This window comes from Celeribacter naphthalenivorans, from assembly GCF_020524585.1.
GTDB lineage: Bacteria > Pseudomonadota > Alphaproteobacteria > Rhodobacterales > Rhodobacteraceae > Celeribacter > Celeribacter naphthalenivorans.
Genome location: NZ_JAIVLK010000006.1, coordinates 284,187 through 301,156 on the forward strand (window position 1 = coordinate 284,187; position 16,970 = coordinate 301,156).

Here is a 16,970-nt window from a genome sequence, read left to right on the forward strand (position 1 = left end):
GTTGGGGGGACTGCTCGTGAGGTTTTTTACCTGCCCTAATCTGAAAGGATCACTCGAGATCCGGCAGGGGGGCGATGAGGAACTCGACATCCGTCAAACCGCCCGTCACCTGATGCGCGACCAGCGTATCAAGAGCGCCAGCGGCAATCGCAACCGCGGCGATAAAGCCCAGCACCAGCGTGGCCACCGGCACCTGAAATCGACGATGTTTCGCGGAGAGCGTCGCCTGAAGCGAACGGCCCTGGAATGTGGTGAAGTGATTGGTGTCCTGCGCTGCCATGAGAGAACCCTCGATACCCGGAGAAACTTATATGTTGCAACGACTTAATCACGATTCTCAGGGCACTGTCATGCGATCTAAAATGTCACATTTGCCGCCCCAAAATGCCGCCCGCAGGTGGGAATAAAACATGAACAAAACAGGAATTCGCACAGTTTGCAAAGTTGCAAACCCACCCCAAACACAAGATATAGGTCAATGAGAACATCCGATCTGGCGCGAATTGTGAGGTGGAGGAATATTTTCCTTTTCGCACCCCCTCCCCTCCGCCGCGCGGATCGGCTAAAACCACACAACTCAAAATCCTTCACCCGAAATTCCTACGAGGCCCCGATGATCACGCTCGACATTTTCCACGACCCGATCTGCCCCTGGTGCTACATCGGCAAAACCCGCCTCGATCGCGCCTTGGAGGCCCGCCCGGATCATCCCTTCGCGATCCAATGGCATCCCTTCCAGCTCAACCCGACGATGCCGAAAGAGGGCCTCGATCGCCTCACCTACCTTGAGATGAAATTCCACGGCACCGAAGGCGCGATGAAAGCCTATCGTCCGGTGATCGACATCCTCCACAAGGAGATGCCGCAGGTCGATTTGGGAAAGATCAAACGCACACCGAACACGCTCGACGCGCATCGCCTCGTGCATTGGGCCGGGATCGACGGGCGCCAGACCGCCGCCGTCTCCGCCCTCTTCCGCGCCTATTTCAAGGAAGGCCGCGACATCGGGTCCCGCGCCGTGCTGGCCGAGATTGCCGGCGAGATCGAGATGGACCCGGATGCCATCACCCGCCTTCTGGACACGGACGCAGATGTCGAAGAGATCACCGCCCGCGACAGCCACGCCCGCGAACGTGGGATCAAGGCTGTGCCGACATTCATCATCGACAACCTGCACGCGGTCGAAGGCGCACAACCGACCGAGCTGTGGCTTGAGGTGATCGACGAGCTGACCGAGCGCAACGCGCTCTAGAAAATCCAAACAGCTTGGGCCTCATCTGTGCATTCCCGCAGAGCCGCCCCGCCAAGTCGCAGACTGTTCAAACGCCCCGATGCCCAATAGGGTCCCGGGGCGTTTCCCTATTGAAAGAGTCCCCCTATGCCGCGTCGCCTGCCGCAACTCGAATTTACCATCCTGCTTGCCATGTTGTTTGCGACCGTGGCCTTTTCCATCGACGCCATGTTGCCCGGCCTGCCGCAGATCGCCGCAGATCTGTCGCCCGGCGACGTGAACCGTGCGCAGCTTGTGCTCACCGCTTTCGTCTTCGGCATGGGGGGCGGCACGTTGATCTCCGGTCCGATTTCGGACCATTTCGGGCGCAAACCGGTGATCCTTTTCGGCCTCGGCCTCTATATTGTCGGCGCCGTGATCGCAGGACTTTCCAACACGATGGAAATGATGCTGATCGGCCGCGCCATTCAGGGCGTCGGCGGCGCCTTTCCCCGCACCGTCGGGATCGCCATGGTGCGCGACCTCTATGAGGGCCGCGAAATGGCCAAGATCACCTCTTTCGTCATGACCATCTTCATGGTCGTGCCCGCCGCAGCCCCGTCGATTGGCGCGATGATAATGGCGGACTTTGGCTGGCACGGCATTTTCGCCGCCTTCGTTCTGGTCGCCGTGATCGGGGCCACATGGATGAGCCTGCGCCAAGGCGAAACACTGGAGCCGGAAAACCGCCGGCACCTCAATTTCAAGGACCTGAAATCCGGCACCAAAGAAATTGTGGGCAATTACAATGTCCGCATCTACACCGTGATCTTGATGCTGGGCTTCGGCCAGATGTTCTCCATCCTCTCCTCGGTCCAGCAAATCTATGCGGACACCTTCGATCTCGAAGAGGTCTTCCCCTATTTCTTCGGCGCGACCGCTTTGATCTCCGCCGTCGGCGCAATCATGAACGGACGGCTCGTCGGTGAAAAAGGCATGCACTTCCTGATCCGTCTGGGCTACGGCATTGCGCTCACCGCCTCCGTCATTGCGTTGGCCCTGAACCTCTTCGGTCTCGGCTCCGGCACCTTCGGCTTTGTGGTCTTCTTCCTCTGGACCGTGGCGATGTTCTCGATCAACGCCTTCACCTTTGGCAACCTGAACGCTTTGGCCTTGGTGCCTCTGGGGCGTCTCGCAGGCCTTGCCAACTCGCTGATCGGCGCGGTTTTCACCATGGGCTCCGTCCTGATCGCCGCCCCTGTGGGCCTTGCGTTCAACGGCACCCCGATCCCGGTGATGGCTGCGGGCGTGATCTGTTCGGCGCTGGCGCTCATCCTGTTCCGCTTTGAGGACAGCGCCACGGCTCCGCATGGCGCGCCTACGAAGCCTGCGGAATAAGCCTTATTTCTTCGCCGGTTGCGCAGCGCCCTTCGCGAACTTCGCGAGGTCCTGCGCAATCGCATAGGCGCCTTTGATCTTGTCGCTGTCTTTCTTCCAGTCACGGCGAATGATGATCTTATTATCCTTGACCTTCGCCTGCCCCTTTTGCGCATGGATGAATTCCACAAGCCCCGCCGGGTTGGCGTATTTGTCATTGTGGAACTGAAGCGTTGCGCCCTTCGGCCCGCCGTCCAGACGCGCAATCCCCGCCTCACGGCATTTTTCCTTGATCCGAACAACGAGCAGCAAAGTATTGACCTCTTTGGGCAATTTCCCAAAGCGGTCGATCAGTTCTGCGGCAAATCCTTCCAACTCAACCTTGGTCTTGAGGCCAGAGAGACGCCGGTAAAGCCCCAAGCGCACATCGAGATCGGGCACATAGGTCTCCGGGATCAACACCGGCACGCCAAGGTTGATCTGCGGCGCCCATTGGCCGTCGTCCTCAAGGCTCACCGCCTCTTCGCCGGACTTGATCCGCGCAATCGCCTCTTCCAGCATGGATTGATAGAGCTCGAACCCAACCTCTTTGACGTGACCGGATTGCTCCTCACCCACCAAGTTACCTGCACCCCGGATATCAAGATCTTGAGATGCAAGGGTAAATCCGGCCCCGAGCGTATCCAGAGAGCCAAGCACACGCAGCCGTTTTTCGGCCTGCGGCGTCAAGGGCGCGCGGGGTTTCGTGGTCAGATAGGCATAGGCGCGGGTTTTCGCCCGGCCCACCCGGCCCCGGATTTGGTACAGCTGAGCCAAGCCAAACATATCGGCGCGGTGCACCACCATCGTGTTCGCGGTCGGAATGTCGATGCCGCTTTCGACAATCGTGGTCGCCAAAAGCACGTCATATTTGCCGTCGTAAAAGGCGTTCATCCGGTCGTCCAACTCGCCCGCCGCCATCTGGCCATGGGCGACCACATGGGTCAGCTCCGGCACATGGTTTTTGAGAAAGTCCTCGATGTCCGGAATGTCACTGACGCGCGGCACAACGAAAAAGCTCTGCCCGCCGCGATAATGTTCACGCAACAAGGCCTCACGCACCGTCACCGTGTCGAACTCCGACACATAGGTGCGGATCGACAGCCGGTCGACCGGCGGCGTGCCAATAATGGAGAGGTCCCGTACACCTGTGAGTGACATTTGCAGCGTACGCGGGATCGGCGTTGCCGAAAGCGTCAGCACATGAATGTTGGATTTCAAGGACTTAAGGCGCTCTTTGTGTGTAACACCAAAGCGTTGTTCCTCGTCCACGATGAGCAACCCGAGATTGGCGAACTTCACCGATTTCGCCAGCAAAGCATGGGTCCCGACGACGATCTCGACCGTGCCCTCGGCCAGTTCCTCGCGGGTTTTTGCCATATCTTTCGCAGACACAAAGCGCGACATCGGTCTGATATTGATGGGAAAACCCCGGAACCGCTCGGCAAAGCTGCGGAAGTGTTGCCGCGCCAAAAGCGTCGTCGGCGCGATCACCGCGACCTGCGCGCCCGAGAGTGCTGCGACAAAGGCCGCACGCATCGCCACCTCGGTCTTGCCAAAGCCCACGTCGCCGCAGACAAGCCGATCCATCGGCATCCCGCGTTCCAGATCGTCGAGGCAATCCTCGATGGCTTTGAGCTGATCTTCCGTCTCCGAATAAGGGAAGCGCGCGCAGAAGGCCTCCCACATATCGGCGGGCGGCTCCATGATCGGCGCTTTGCGGATGTGACGCTCTGCGGCGATGCGGATGAGCTTTTCCGCCACCTCCCGGATGCGTTCCTTCATCCGCGCTTTCTTGGCCTGCCACGCGCCGCCGCCGAGCTTGTCCAAAAGCCCTTCGTCATGACCATAGCGGCTTAGAAGCTCAATGTTTTCAACGGGAAGGTAAAGCCGATCCCCGCCCGCATATTCGAGCAAAAGACACTCATGTGCGGCGCCCAAGGCGGTGACCACCTCAAGCCCGCGGAAAATCCCAACGCCATGTTCGACATGGACAATCAGATCGCCGGGGCTGAGCGAGCTGTGTTCGGTGAGGAAGTTCTCGGCCTTTTTTCGTCGCCCCGGACGGCGGACCAAGCGGTCGCCCAAGACGTCCTGTTCGGAGATCACCGTGACGGATTGGCCCTCGCCCACAGGCGCCTCGAAGCCCTGTTCCAGCGCCCACACCGACAGGAAAACCCCGCCCGTGCCCTCGGGCACATCGCGCCAGTCGGAGATCTCCTTGCCCGCGACATCCTGATCTTCCAAGAGAGATTTCAGACGATCCCGCGCCCCTTCGGACCAGCTGGCCAGCACCACTTGACCAAGGCTTCGACGCTTTTGGATATGCTCCGCCAGCTCCTCGAACAGATTGACGCCTTCCATCTGGCGTTCAGGCGAGAAATTGCGCCCGATCCGCCCGCCCGCGTCGATCACACCGGGGCCTGTCGCCTGTGGCAACGGATGGAAATGGATCACACGGCGGCCTTCGGTCGCGACCTCCCAAGCCGCATCATCGAGGTACAACAACCCCGGCGGACAGGGTTTATAGACCGAGTCCATCCGACCCTTGGCATTCAGTGCCTCGCGCCGGGTTTGGTATTGGTCCTCAATCCCCTCCCAACGCGAAAGACGCGCCGCAGTCGATTGATCGTCAAGGGAAATCACCGCATCCGGCAGGTAGTCGAACAGCGTCTCCAGCCGCTCGTGAAAATAGGGCAGCCAATGCTCCATCCCCGCATGTTTGCGCCCGGCGGAGACCGCCTCGTAAAGCGGATCGTCCGTGCCCGCCGCGCCGAATTCGATGCGGTAGTTTTGCCGAAACCGCGTGATCGCGGCCTCGTCGAGAATGACCTCGGAGACCGGCGTGAAGCTCACCTCCTTGAGACTGTCGACGGTCTTTTGCGTCGCCGGATCGAACCGCCGGATGCCGTCCAACTCATCGCCAAAGAAGTCCAGCCGCACCGGCAGAACCTGCCCCGGAGGAAAGACGTCGATGATGCCGCCCCGAATTGCGTAATCGCCATGCTCGACCACGGTCGGGGCCTGTGTGAACCCCATACGCACGAAAAACGCCCGCAGCTCCGCTTCATTGACGCGCTGGCCTTTCGCGAGCGTGAAGGCCGCGCCTGCCAATGTGTCGCGCGCGGGCAGCTTTTGCGTCGCGGCCGAAAGCGTGGTCAAAAGCACAAACCGCGAGGGCACCGATCCATGCGCCAGCGCCGCCAGGGTCGCCATCCGCTGCGCCGAAAGATCGGCATTGGGCGACATGCGGTCAAAGGGCAAACAGTCCCAGGCCGGAAATTCAATCACCGGCAGGTCGGGCGCAAAGAATTTCAACCCTTCGCGCAGCGCCGCCAACCGTTTGTCATCGCGCGCCACATGGATCACCGGCCCATTTGCACGGGTGACCTCGCGCGCCAAAAGATGCGCGTCGAACCCTTCGGGCGCGCCCCCGACGGTCAGATGAGTGGATTTGCTCATGGGTTAGCCCCCCAACGGCCCGATGGCGATGTTCTGATACATGCCCCACATGGCGGTGACGAAGATCGAACACATGCCGATCAACTGGACATAAAACCGATGCCGACGCAGCACGGCGACGAGGGCCTCGCCCTTGGTCTCTTCCTTGATGATCTTTTGCGCCGTGCGAATGTTGAGCGCGCCGACGAAAATCATCGGGAACGCCATCATGAACACGGCCTGTGAGAATTGCAGCCCATAGCCAAAGCCGGTGATCGCCAGAATGACGATCAAGGCGCTGCCCAAAGCCGTGAGCACCAGCCCCGACACCTCAGCAATGTTCGACAACCGACCGCAGTTGATCCGCACGAGGTCTTCGAGATCGCGCATCCGGTCGCCGCCCTGACGTTTGGCCTTGAGCGCCAGATCGAAGGGCACGCCCAAGACGAAATGCGAAGCCGTGGACCAGAGCACCGCCAAAGCGATCCAGTACCACATATTCGAAAAGGACCGCACATCGATCACTTCGAAGATGGTTGCGTAGAAATCCAAGGCGCTGCTCTTTTCTGTCGTGTTATCTGTATCGTGGCGCGCAAATGTCGCAGGGTTTTCGGACCGCTCCCACACTTTTGAACAGGTTAGAGGTCCCGATCCCCGATTCCTACCCTTGAAGCGCCGGAAAATCCATGCCACCCCAAAGGAAATATCGCAACCTGAGGCTGTCCCATGACCCGCACCACCGCCCCCTTCCCGCTGACCCGCCTGCGGCGCACACGTAAGATGGAGGCGCTGCGCGGTCTCGTGCGGGAGAACCACCTGTCGGTCGAAGATCTGATCTGGCCGGTGTTTGTGCGCGAAGGCGTGAATGAGGCCACGCCAATTGCCTCGATGCCCGGCGTCGAACGCCTCACCATCGACCGGCTGGTGAAGGCCGCAGCCGAGGCCTATGCGCTTGGAATCCCTGCGATTTGCCTCTTTCCCTACATCGAGCCGGAACTGAAGACCGAAGATTGCGCCGGCGCCTGGGACCCGGACAACCTTGTGAACCGGGCCATTCGCGCGGTGAAGGCCGAGGTGCCGGAGCTGGCGATCATGACGGACGTGGCATTGGACCCCTACAATATCAACGGCCACGACGGCTATGTGGTGGATGGCGAGATCGTCAACGACATGACCGTCGAAGCTTTGGTGAAAATGTCGGTCGCTCAGGCCGAGGCGGGCGCCGACATCATCGGGCCGTCGGACATGATGGACGGGCGCATCGGCGCCATTCGCCGTGCTTTGGAGACCGAAGGCTTTGATAAGGTCTCGATCATGTCCTATGCCGCGAAATATGCCTCCGGCTTTTACGGGCCTTTCCGCGATGCGGTCGGGGCCTCCGGTGCGCTCAAAGGCGACAAAAAGACCTATCAGATGGACCCCGCCAACACGGACGAAGCCCTGCGCCTCGTCGAGCGCGATCTGTTGGAAGGTGCCGATATGGTCATGGTGAAACCCGGCATGCCCTATCTCGATGTCTGCCGCCGTGTGCAAGACACGTTCAAAGTGCCGACCTTCGCCTATCAGGTCTCCGGCGAATATGCGATGCTGGCCGCCGCTTTTCAGAACGGCTGGCTCGATCGCGACAAGATCGTGCTGGAGAGCCTCATGTGCTTCAAACGCGCGGGCTGCAACGGGATTTTGACCTATTTCGCGCCCGAAGCCGCAAAACTGCTCGCAAAATAACGGCTACAGATCGGCAAAACCTCACCGAAGCACACCATAGGTGGTGTTTTGCCGATGACATAGGCGAAAGATTGCGGTTATAGTATTCGCAATCGGGCCGATCAGAGCCCATCAGAGGCATAGCAGCAAAGGGATACCCCTCATGACGATTTCCAATCGCCGGACCTTTATGATCGGTCTGGGCAGCGCCGGTCTTTTGGCCGCCTGCGACAACTCCATGCGGTCGAACGGATCGGCCACGATCGACGCCCGCGTCGACAGCACGCTCACCTATCTCTATTCCGACTACCCCGGCACCCAGACCCTGCGCGACAAATCCGTCGGCATGCTGGTGATGCCGCTGATCACCAAGGCGGGCTTTGGTGTGGGCGGCTCTTACGGGCGCGGTGCGCTGCGTGTGGGTGGCGCGACGGTGGATTACTATTCCTCCACGCAGGCCACATTCGGGTTGCAGATCGGCGCCCAGCAATATGCTCATGTGCTGTTCTTCATGACCAACGAAGCGCTGGCCGATTTCCGCAATTCCCCGGGCTGGTCCGCCGGTGCCGATATGGAATATGCGATCTCCAACCGCGGCGAGAACCTCTCTGCGGAAACCATGACCTCGCTGTCGCCGGTGATTGCGGTGGTCTTCGGGCAAGCAGGCCTGATCGCGGGCGCGACGGTCGAGGGCACGAAATACACCCGGATCATTCCCTGACCTCGCAGCTAAAGTATTGCATGAAAAAAGCGGGCCAAGGCCCGCTTTTTATTTGAGTATTTTCACCAGGAAAAATGGCGGAGACATTAGGGCACCGCTTCTTCCAGCACGCCGTCCGCAGACATCTGGGCATAGAGCAGACCCTCGCGCAGGCCACGGTCAGCCACGGAAAGACGGTCCGTCGGCCAGATGCGCAGCAAAGCCTGAAGGATCGCGGAGCCGGACATGATCAATTCCTGCCGGTCGCGCCCGATGCGCGGGTCACGTTTGCGCCCTTCCGGGCCAAGTTCGAGGTAATCACGGATCACCCTGTCGATCTGTTCCGAGGTCATGCGCAACCCATCGACCTTATTGCGGTCATAGCGTTTCAGCCCCAGATGCGAGGCGGCCACCGTGGTCACCGTCCCAGAGGTGCCGATGATCTGAAAGCCTTCGCGGCAGGCCTCATTGGCATAGGGCGCGAAATCGGCCAGCTTTTCTTCGAAATACCAAGACATGAGCGCAAAGCGCGCGGCGTCGTCTTCGACGTCTGAGAATTGCTCCATCAGGGTTGCGACGCCCAGAGGCACGGAAATCCAGTCCACGACTTTGGCATGGGGAAACCGGCTGTCGGAATTCTGAAACCCGGTGTGCAGCCGCATAATCGACCGCGGACGCTCGGCGCGCGGCACATTGGTCAGGTCGATCCAGACAAGCTCGGTCGAGCCGCCACCGATGTCGACCACCAAAAGCTGTTCGGTTTTCGTCGAGACCAAAGGCGCACAGGAAATCACCGCCAGACGTGCCTCTTCCTCCGGCTTGATGATCTCAAGCTTCAGACCGGTCTCGCGTTGCACCCGGCGCAGGAAGTCGCGGGTGTTCCGTGCGCGACGACAGGCCTCTGTCGCCACGAGGCGCATATGTTTGACATCGTGTTTCTCAAGTTTCTTGCGACAGACCCTGAGAGCCTGGATCGTGCGCGAGATCGACGTGCGGCACAGCCGACCAGAGGCCTCTAACCCGTTGCCGAGCTGGACCGATTTCGAGAAACTGTCGACCACATGAAACTGGCTGCCCTTCGGCTGGGCAATCAACATGCGGCACGAATTTGTGCCGAGATCCAGCGCGGCATAAAGCTCGGCCGGATCGGCGGGTTTGGGTGCGAGAGGCTCGACCGCTTTCGGGAACGCGCCCGCACCATTGGGACGCTTGGGCGTCATTGGTCACGCCCTCCATATCAAGTTATCCCCACCATAAGCGAAATTTCGCGCGTCGGGCAAGTGTTCTGATGACTGCACATTATCACAATGTTCTGAGACTAAGTGTGCGCATTGGCACATTGGCTTTCTTTTGTCGGGGCTTTCTTTTATGTCCTGCGCCAAACCCCGTCTTTTCACCGTTTAAATGTCAGGACCTCGACATGGCGCGACTGATTGCCTTTAACAAACCTTTCGACGTGCTGTCGCAGTTCACAGATAAGGGCACCGAGGGTACGACGCGTCAAACCCTGTCGAATTTCATCAATGTGCCAAAGGTTTACCCGGCAGGTCGTCTGGATCGCGACAGCGAGGGGCTTTTGTTGCTCACGGATGACGGCAAACTTCAGGCCCGGATTTCAAACCCGCGCCACAAGATGGAAAAGACCTATCTGGCGCAGGTCGAGGGCGATCTGACGGAGGAGGCTTTGGCGCAGCTCAAACGGGGTGTCGAGTTAAAAGACGGTATGACGCGCCCTGCCCGTGCCAAGCGCGTCTCAGAACCCGACTGGCTCTGGCCGCGCACGCCGCCGGTGCGCTACCGCAAATCCGTGCCTGACAGCTGGCTTGAATTGACCATCTCCGAAGGCCGCAATCGTCAGGTGCGCCGGATGACCGCCGCCGTGGGGTTTCCAACATTGCGGCTTATTCGCCTGTCCATCGGGCCGTGGCATTTGAATGATCTCGCCACAGGCGCCTGGCGTGACGAGGACCCGAAGGCAGCCCCCTTCACACGCTAAAAGCGCCCGCCGCTTAGACAAAACATCGCAAAAGGTTCCGAAACTTATGTTGAAAAACATGTGAACGGAAACCGCGAAACTTTTCAAAGCCTCCCTGAGTTGATCCCCCAGAAGGCCAGCGGGACCGCCGCTTGTGCCACATGTGACGAACAACGAATTGGAGTTTCTTATGAAAACCTCTGGTAAACTTCTCGCCCTGTCGACCGCCGCTTTGATGGCTGCCGCCCCGATGGCATCCTTTGCCCAAGAGGCCGTGAATGGCGCAGAGATCATCAACGAACAGGCTCTCGACGAAAACGCCACCATCGCCGACAACGCGATGAAGGTGCAGAACCTCACCACACTGATCGCCGCTGTGCAGGCCGCTGGTCTGGCTGATGAGCTGATGGGCGAAGGCCCGTACACACTGTTTGCGCCGACCAACGACGCCTTTGCCGCTCTTCCTGCCGGTGCCGTGGATGAGCTTTTGTTGCCGGAAAACCGTGAGATGCTTCAGGACGTGATCAACGCCCATCTGATCGAAGGCGAGTTCACGCCGCAGATGATCGACGACCTTCTGGCGTCGGATGATACTCCGGAACGCTTCGCAATCCCCGCCAACGTTCAGGTTGATTACGACAACAACATCGTGACCCTGACCACCGTGTCCGGCGACCCGATCCGCGTCGAAAAAGGCACTGGCGAACAGCTGGTCCTGCGTGACGCAGCCGGCAACATCGTGACCACCCTCGCGAAGGACGTCGCGCAGTCCAACGGCGTGATGTACTTTGTCGATGGCGTGTTGATGCCCGTTTCGTAAGGCGCGCAGCGCAAGCCATAAGTCTCAGGTCTGGTCCAACTCCTGAGCATGAGGGCCGTCCCTTCGGGGATGGCCCTTTTTCCTCTTTGGTGGCTGCAAATTCCCTTGACCGCCCCCTTGGCTTTGCTTAGGTAAACCGTCACCGCGGGTATGGTGAAAAGGTATCACGGCAGCTTCCCAAGCTTTAGTTACGGGTTCGATTCCCGTTACCCGCTCCAATCAATCCAATAAGCGTTTGTTTTATATAAATAAAATTACGGATTGATTTGCGCGCTAGCCAACGCGCTACCCATTTTCAAAAATACGGAATGCAACACGAATTTACGGCGTGTTCAGCCTCTTTGGCCGCTCTTCGTCTTCGAAAAGGATCGCCGTTCGGCTTGCGCACCTTCTGGATTTAGAGATCATGGGCGAAAAATGAGACCTTTGCGACCAAAGCCATGATCACCCCACCCATTTCCTCTGCCAGCATCACAGCGGCCACGACAGGCCGCTCTATGCCCTTCCAGCGCCTTGAGCCTCGCCTGCCTCCCTCATGGCCGTCCTCAGCGTCTCTGCGCGCATAGGCGGCCTCATCAAAGTCAAAACCTTTACCGTAGCGAGCGTCGCCCGTAGAAAGACGAGAGCTTTGCGCTCTGATTTGATTCTATTCTGAGTTTATTGGTTGCGAGATGAGAACAGCATGGATTGGTGTCTGCCATTTGCGGCAGACCGACGGTGGAGAATATCGCTGTCAATTTGCGGTTTGGGCGCATTATGAGAGTCTCCGGGCAACGCTTGAGGCACATGTCACGCCTCGGGGCTATGCGCTGATCTGGCTCGAAGACGTCCTCCCCGCCGCGCACCACCTCTCGCATCAGACATCGCAGCATCCGCAGGTTGGTGCACTTGTGCAGGCCGTGCATCCCGGCAACACCGTTGAACTGGGCCCCATGCAGGCCACGGCGCGCGGCACGCCAGCAGCGGAGGAAAGCTATCTGACCATCGAAGACCATGCTTTCGCGCCGCTCCCCGATCAAACTGGCATTCCGTTCTGGGATCGGGATTGGATCGCGCCTGAGCTGAAAGAGATTGTGTTCGGTCAGCCGGAAGATGGGACCAAGATGTGCACCTATCTCATCGTGGATGCCACGCTGCGCAAGACCGTCATCGGGACGTTCGATCTCGACAATGTCGATGTGCCGGTTCAGTGCCTGTTCAAAGGCGCCGCCGCCGAGGAGCTTAAGGAAAGTGCGCCGTATCTCATCGACATGACCCTGCCCGATGGCGCCTGGGACGACGGCGGCCTCGTACCAGCCTTCCACAAGAGCTTTTTCGCGAAGCATTGGGGGCACAACACCGGTATTTTCATCCGCACAACGGCGCGCATGAGCGAGGTCTGGGGGCATTTCAGGAAATTTACCCTCGTGCCGCGCGAAGGACAGCAAACTCCTGTCTTTGTCCGCTTTTGGGATGAGCAATATATGCGGCTTTACTTCCCGCATATCGCCAGCCATCGAGAGCGCGTTGAGCGCTGGTTCATGCGCAACGGGTTCTATGTTCACGCCCTTCTGGCCGATCAGGATAGCGGAAAAACCGTCCGGGAAATTGTATTGCAACATGCGCTGTTGCGCGCAAAAAACACTCCCTTGAAGCCCTTTGAAATCACCGAATACGACCTTGCCCCCTTTTCCAAAGAGCGTGAGCGCAAGGACCTTTGGACGCTTGCGGAAGCTCTGAAAAAAGGCTTCCCGAAAGATCTTAAAAGCTATTCCGAAGAGACGATCCTCGCCCTGATCGAAGATCCCGTAAATCGCATGGTCGGCTACGGGTTCAGGCAACAAAAACACCTTTATATTCTGGCGGCATGGTCGTTGTTCTTTGGCCAGAGCTTTGAACAGAAAGACCCCTCTGGCCGCCTGTCCGATATTTGCAAAAGTCCTTTAAGTGAGATCGACAAAATGAGCGCCCTCAAAGCCCGTATGGAGCACCTTTCCGCCCCGAAGAAAGCAGCATCATGACCGAGATGACCCCCGCAGAGGTGACCGCGCAGGCCGAACCGGTCGCGAATACCATGTCCGGCACATATGGCGGCGTGACACAAAGCTGCACCGCTCCGCGCAGTGTCCTCTTTCTGTATGATGACCCGTACAAAACACCAGCCACTGCCGTGTTGACACGTTTTCTGGACAAAGATGTCGTCCTTGCAGAAACGCGCAGCTACCATGTTCAGAATTATGGTGCGCAATGCAGCACAGAGGACGTCCCCCCTGTTCGATCAAATCTGGGGGTTTCTGAACAACCCGATCTGCCGCGCACCCCTCTCGATATTGACACGGGCGACGAGGAAACGCTGAACGCTCTGGAACAAGAGGCCTGGGAGCTTGAAAAACAGATTGTTGCTGATCTCAGAACCTTTGAAGTCACGATGGCAGGTGTCTTTGCCCCTTATGTCACGGAGTGGAATAGCGACGGTTGGCTGGGCGCCGGCGGTGACTTCATCACCGGTGTCGGCAGCGGAATGTCGAGTTGGTGGGACGGAGAAAAGGATTTTTGGGGGTCGGTTTCCGGAGCGCTTAAAAGCTCTGCAGCGAAGGTGGGAAATGCAGTCTGGGATCGTGTGTCGAACCCGATAGACACATTGCAAGGCATCGCTCAGGCACATGCCAAAGCGATCACGACCGGCGTGGACGTCGTCAAAGCTTTGACCGAATTCATGCGAGGACTGCTGTCCGGCGACGTTGACAAGCTATTTGCGGCACTTGATCCATTGGCGGCTCTCAAAACCGCAGAAGGAGTTATCGGCGAGTTCGGCACCCTCATGAGCGATCTCTTCGCCAAAGGATCTGAGTTTCTGAACGGATTGTTGGAAGTCTTCCGCCGCACACCGGTTCTGGGCCTCATCGCCAATAGCATCATGCGCGTCATCACGCTGATGACACCGAATTTCTGGGCAGAAATTCTCGGTCAGGGCGTCGGCTTCATTCTGCCGGAAGTCTTGATGTGGGTGATCAGCCTGATCGTGTCCGCGCTTATTGCGGCAACAGGTGTCGGCGCCGCCGGTGCGGTGGTGATCATCGCGGGCAAGATCGCGTCTCTGGCCAGCAAGCTGCGCAAAATGATCAGTGCGAATAGCAAGATTTATGCGTTTGTTGCCTTCCTGAGAACAACCGAGCCGATCATAGCCAGGGTTGGCCCGCTTGGCCAAAAATTGCGACAAAGCATGTATATTCGGGAAACGAAAAGTCTCGAGCCTGTTAAAAGAGTCATCATTCCGACCCGGCACTGGATCCAGAAACTCGATGATCTGGCCCGACAGGGGCATGGTCCCCAAAGGCACGAAGGAGCCGTGACCGACAAACAGCTTCTGGACCGCGTTCTGCATGGTTTGGACCCCATGACAGGCTCCGTCGTGGACCATGACAAGTTTTTCAAGAAATACGGCGTGCACTACGACCCGATCAAACACGGCACCCCACCGGATTTTGGCGGGACGATGATCCATGTTCCGGGCAAGGGTGACTTGCCGATTACGATGAGCAAGAAAATCCAGCATGTAAGTGGAGCACATGCGACGAAGTTCAACACGCCTGAGGACTATGTGAAAGCTTATGAGTGGGTAATAAAAGATCCCAGAGTTAAAGCGTTTGAAGGCAATTCAAAACCTACACTGCGTATTCCTGATATCAAAATGTCAGATATATTTGGTCCTGACTTTGAGGTCAGGATTAAGGGCTACGATGCGTTTGGAAATCGAACCGTTTTCGGTTCAGACACGAACCTAATTGCGATATTTGAAAAAGATTCAAACGGAATACTGCAACTTAAAACAATGTACCCAGACCCTTAGGTGAAGCATGGAATATAACGCCACTGAAACAGATTTTTTAACGCTTGTCGGCCACTTTGATGTCAATGTGGCCATGTCTGACGACGTACCAATCTATATTCGATCTTTATCTGAAGAAGAGTATGCAAGACTAAAAGAGAGGTACAAATATAATCTTCAACATAAACTATTGGGCGTGACAGATTTTAGGCGAGCAACTGCCTGCACGGCCCGCGACGAACAATCTGCCCGCCGGTTCTTCGAAGACGTCTACAAATACGCCTTTGAGGGTGGCGAAGAGCCAGACGTGACCGACTATTGGGATCGTCCCAAACCGGCAGATTGGTGAGCAATCTGGCTCGAAGCGCCCCTGCACCAAGCAGATTCTAGATCGCGTCCTGCATGGTCTGGCCCCCATGACAGGTTCCATTGTGGACCATGACAAGTTCTTCAAGAAATACGGCGTGCCCTACGACCCGATCAAACAGGGCACACCCACGGATTTCGGCGGGACGATGATCCATGTTCCGGGCAAGAGAGATGTCCCGGTCATAGTGAGCAGTAAAATCAAGCATATAAGAGGGGAGCACGCGACGAAGTTCAACACGCCAGAGGATTATGTGAAAGCTTACGAGTGGATAAAAAATAGTCCCGCACATAAAGCGTTTGAAAGTGGATCAAAAGCACACGAACCTAATTCATTAACCAAAATGTCAGATGTCTTTGGTCCGCACTTTCAAGCAAGAATTAAGGGATATGGAAATCAACAAAATCGACAATAATATACAAACCATCGCATTTCTTTTTAATGTGAATGCGGCTTTGTCAGATGAATTACCTGAATACATTATGTCGTTATCTGAGCTCGAAAGGGAAAAAAACGCGCTCAGAGTTCAAAAGACGGATCAGCGAGGGAAGCCTTGGGGCTGAGTTGTTTCTCTTTACAACCGCATGCAAAGCCCGCGACGAACAATCCGCCCGCCGGTTTTTCGAAGACGTCTACAAATACGCCTTCGAGGGTGGCGAAGAGCCAGACGTGACCGACTATTGGGATCGTCCGAAGCCGACATACTGATCACGAGATTACCCCCACGACCACCATTTGCGGCGCTTTAAAAAACCCAAAGGCGCAGGGAGAAGCATCGGCGGCCTAAGCCAAGCATCACGCGACCTAGGACTATCGCGCCACCAGCTATCCCGCGCCGTCAAGGTTGCCTCCCTATCACCGGAGGCCAAGGAGGCAGCTAAGAAGCTGGGGCGATTAGGTGACCTCTACCGGCACCCCGGCTTGGTCCAACGCCCGCGAAATGATCGACAGTCCACGGTCACGCAACTGATAGGCCGCGCTCCGATCCACGCCACGGGCCTTACACGCCCCGTTGAATGATCGCTTCGAGATTTCACAGGCGGCCCAAAGGCCCAGCATCCGGGCGCTCCCTTTGTGGTCAGTCAGGAGGTGATCAGCGGGCCATTGCAGCGCCATCTCATGGCGCGTGATCTGCTCCGGGCTTGGCATGGCGTGGCGGCGGCGCTCGTCCGGCTCGTCGTCCCCGGCGATCTCCGGCAGGCCCCAGCCTTCGGCAAGATGGTCGTCAAAGGTTGCCACGAACAAGGATCGGGAACCGACAAAGCCACCCGGACCAACTCGCCCTGCGTTGTGCTTGGCCCATCTCAGGGCCGTGCAAAGCTGCTCCCCGACAAGATCGGGCGTCCATGTTGGGACCTGAGGCGCATCGGGAAGCGCTCCCGACCTCAGATATTCGTCCAGCCAGTCGCCGCCGTCCTCGATCACTTCGTGTTTCATACCGTGCCCTCGCTGTCAGATTGTCGCCCATCCACCTATGCCCGATCCGCCCCTATATTTCTACAAAAGAGAGCTAACGTCTTTCTTTAGGT

16 protein-coding genes and 1 tRNA gene are annotated in these 16,970 nt (G+C 57.8%); 12 read left to right on the forward strand and 5 right to left on the reverse strand.

Going from position 1 to position 16,970, the window contains the following annotated elements:
* Positions 1-49 precede the first annotated feature (49 nt).
* Positions 50-280 carry a hypothetical protein gene (locus tag LC094_RS14775; protein ID WP_226553556.1) on the reverse strand — a complete coding sequence of 77 codons (231 nt, stop codon included), beginning with the start codon at positions 278-280 and terminating at the stop codon, positions 50-52.
* A 333-nt stretch (positions 281-613) separates the two neighbouring features.
* Here LC094_RS14775 and LC094_RS14780 point away from each other — a divergent pair, with 333 nt between their 5' ends.
* Both LC094_RS14780 and LC094_RS14785 read left to right on the forward strand, forming a co-directional pair.
* On the forward strand, positions 614-1,252 hold the full coding sequence (locus LC094_RS14780; protein WP_226553557.1) for a DsbA family oxidoreductase: 639 nt from the start codon (positions 614-616) through the stop codon (positions 1,250-1,252).
* Positions 1,253-1,378: 126 nt separating this feature from the next.
* Positions 1,379-2,608 (forward strand): multidrug effflux MFS transporter, encoded by a 1,230-nt coding sequence (locus LC094_RS14785; protein ID WP_226553558.1) that lies wholly within the window; start codon positions 1,379-1,381, stop codon positions 2,606-2,608.
* A gap of 3 nt (positions 2,609-2,611) precedes the next feature.
* Here the strand turns inward: LC094_RS14785 and mfd are convergent, their stop codons facing one another.
* Entirely contained in the window at positions 2,612-6,088 is a 3,477-nt protein-coding gene (gene mfd, locus LC094_RS14790) for a transcription-repair coupling factor (RefSeq protein WP_226553559.1), read from the reverse strand.
* A 3-nt stretch (positions 6,089-6,091) separates the two neighbouring features.
* Complete coding sequence (locus LC094_RS14795; protein ID WP_226553560.1) at positions 6,092-6,619, reverse strand: component of SufBCD complex; 528 nt, start codon at positions 6,617-6,619, stop codon at positions 6,092-6,094.
* A gap of 174 nt (positions 6,620-6,793) precedes the next feature.
* On the opposite strand from LC094_RS14795, the gene hemB reads away from it, so the two are divergent.
* Together hemB and LC094_RS14805 are read left to right on the forward strand one after the other, a co-directional pair.
* On the forward strand, positions 6,794-7,792 hold the full coding sequence (hemB, locus tag LC094_RS14800) for a porphobilinogen synthase (RefSeq protein ID WP_226553561.1): 999 nt from the start codon (positions 6,794-6,796) through the stop codon (positions 7,790-7,792).
* Positions 7,793-7,934: 142 nt separating this feature from the next.
* On the forward strand, positions 7,935-8,492 hold the full coding sequence (locus tag LC094_RS14805) for a lipid-binding SYLF domain-containing protein (RefSeq protein ID WP_226553562.1): 558 nt from the start codon (positions 7,935-7,937) through the stop codon (positions 8,490-8,492).
* Between the two features lie 86 nt (positions 8,493-8,578).
* Here LC094_RS14805 and LC094_RS14810 read toward each other — a convergent pair whose 3' ends face one another.
* Entirely contained in the window at positions 8,579-9,691 is a 1,113-nt protein-coding gene (locus LC094_RS14810; RefSeq protein WP_226553563.1) for a Ppx/GppA phosphatase family protein, read from the reverse strand.
* A 200-nt stretch (positions 9,692-9,891) separates the two neighbouring features.
* On the opposite strand from LC094_RS14810, the gene LC094_RS14815 reads away from it, so the two are divergent.
* The 8 genes from LC094_RS14815 to LC094_RS14850 all read left to right on the forward strand — a co-directional run bounded on the left by LC094_RS14815 (position 9,892) and on the right by LC094_RS14850 (position 16,149).
* Positions 9,892-10,467, forward strand: a complete 576-nt coding sequence (locus LC094_RS14815; protein WP_226553564.1) for an rRNA large subunit pseudouridine synthase E — start codon at positions 9,892-9,894, stop codon at positions 10,465-10,467.
* A 169-nt stretch (positions 10,468-10,636) separates the two neighbouring features.
* The gene (locus LC094_RS14820; RefSeq protein WP_226553565.1) at positions 10,637-11,266 is read left to right on the forward strand and encodes a fasciclin domain-containing protein; all 630 of its coding nucleotides are present in this window, start codon (positions 10,637-10,639) and stop codon (positions 11,264-11,266) included.
* A gap of 144 nt (positions 11,267-11,410) precedes the next feature.
* A tRNA-Gly gene (locus tag LC094_RS14825) sits at positions 11,411-11,484 on the forward strand.
* A gap of 453 nt (positions 11,485-11,937) precedes the next feature.
* Entirely contained in the window at positions 11,938-13,266 is a 1,329-nt protein-coding gene (locus LC094_RS14830; protein ID WP_226553566.1) for a DUF4123 domain-containing protein, read from the forward strand.
* Entirely contained in the window at positions 13,263-15,095 is a 1,833-nt protein-coding gene (locus LC094_RS14835) for a hypothetical protein (RefSeq protein ID WP_226553567.1), read from the forward strand. Before LC094_RS14830 ends, LC094_RS14835 begins: the two co-directional genes overlap by 4 nt.
* A gap of 7 nt (positions 15,096-15,102) precedes the next feature.
* Entirely contained in the window at positions 15,103-15,423 is a 321-nt protein-coding gene (locus LC094_RS14840; RefSeq protein WP_226553568.1) for a hypothetical protein, read from the forward strand.
* A gap of 67 nt (positions 15,424-15,490) precedes the next feature.
* Positions 15,491-15,856, forward strand: coding sequence for a hypothetical protein (locus LC094_RS14845; protein ID WP_226553569.1), 366 nt, complete (start codon positions 15,491-15,493; stop codon positions 15,854-15,856).
* A gap of 149 nt (positions 15,857-16,005) precedes the next feature.
* Positions 16,006-16,149, forward strand: coding sequence for a hypothetical protein (locus tag LC094_RS14850; protein ID WP_226553570.1), 144 nt, complete (start codon positions 16,006-16,008; stop codon positions 16,147-16,149).
* 186 nt (positions 16,150-16,335) lie between these two features.
* On the opposite strand, the gene LC094_RS14855 is transcribed toward LC094_RS14850, so the two are convergent.
* The gene (locus tag LC094_RS14855; RefSeq protein WP_226553571.1) at positions 16,336-16,878 is read right to left on the reverse strand and encodes a hypothetical protein; all 543 of its coding nucleotides are present in this window, start codon (positions 16,876-16,878) and stop codon (positions 16,336-16,338) included.
* Between the last annotated feature and the right edge of the window lie 92 nt (positions 16,879-16,970).

Excerpts from the sequence above, each read along its gene's own strand:
- LC094_RS14780 (WP_226553557.1), top strand. The coding sequence starts at position 614 with ATGATCACGCTCGACATTTTCCACGACCCGATCTGCCCCTGGTGCTAC.
- LC094_RS14810 (WP_226553563.1), bottom strand. The coding sequence starts at position 9,691 with ATGACGCCCAAGCGTCCCAATGGTGCGGGCGCGTTCCCGAAAGCGGTC.
- LC094_RS14855 (WP_226553571.1), bottom strand. The coding sequence starts at position 16,878 with ATGAAACACGAAGTGATCGAGGACGGCGGCGACTGGCTGGACGAATAT.
- LC094_RS14835 (WP_226553567.1), top strand. The coding sequence starts at position 13,263 with ATGACCGAGATGACCCCCGCAGAGGTGACCGCGCAGGCCGAACCGGTC.
- hemB (WP_226553561.1), top strand. The coding sequence starts at position 6,794 with ATGACCCGCACCACCGCCCCCTTCCCGCTGACCCGCCTGCGGCGCACA.
- LC094_RS14815 (WP_226553564.1), top strand. The coding sequence starts at position 9,892 with ATGGCGCGACTGATTGCCTTTAACAAACCTTTCGACGTGCTGTCGCAG.
- LC094_RS14805 (WP_226553562.1), top strand. The coding sequence starts at position 7,935 with ATGACGATTTCCAATCGCCGGACCTTTATGATCGGTCTGGGCAGCGCC.
- LC094_RS14785 (WP_226553558.1), top strand. The coding sequence starts at position 1,379 with ATGCCGCGTCGCCTGCCGCAACTCGAATTTACCATCCTGCTTGCCATG.
- LC094_RS14830 (WP_226553566.1), top strand. The coding sequence starts at position 11,938 with ATGAGAACAGCATGGATTGGTGTCTGCCATTTGCGGCAGACCGACGGT.
- LC094_RS14845 (WP_226553569.1), top strand. The coding sequence starts at position 15,491 with ATGACAGGTTCCATTGTGGACCATGACAAGTTCTTCAAGAAATACGGC.
- LC094_RS14840 (WP_226553568.1), top strand. The coding sequence starts at position 15,103 with ATGGAATATAACGCCACTGAAACAGATTTTTTAACGCTTGTCGGCCAC.
- mfd (WP_226553559.1), bottom strand. The coding sequence starts at position 6,088 with ATGAGCAAATCCACTCATCTGACCGTCGGGGGCGCGCCCGAAGGGTTC.
- LC094_RS14775 (WP_226553556.1), bottom strand. The coding sequence starts at position 280 with ATGGCAGCGCAGGACACCAATCACTTCACCACATTCCAGGGCCGTTCG.
- LC094_RS14820 (WP_226553565.1), top strand. The coding sequence starts at position 10,637 with ATGAAAACCTCTGGTAAACTTCTCGCCCTGTCGACCGCCGCTTTGATG.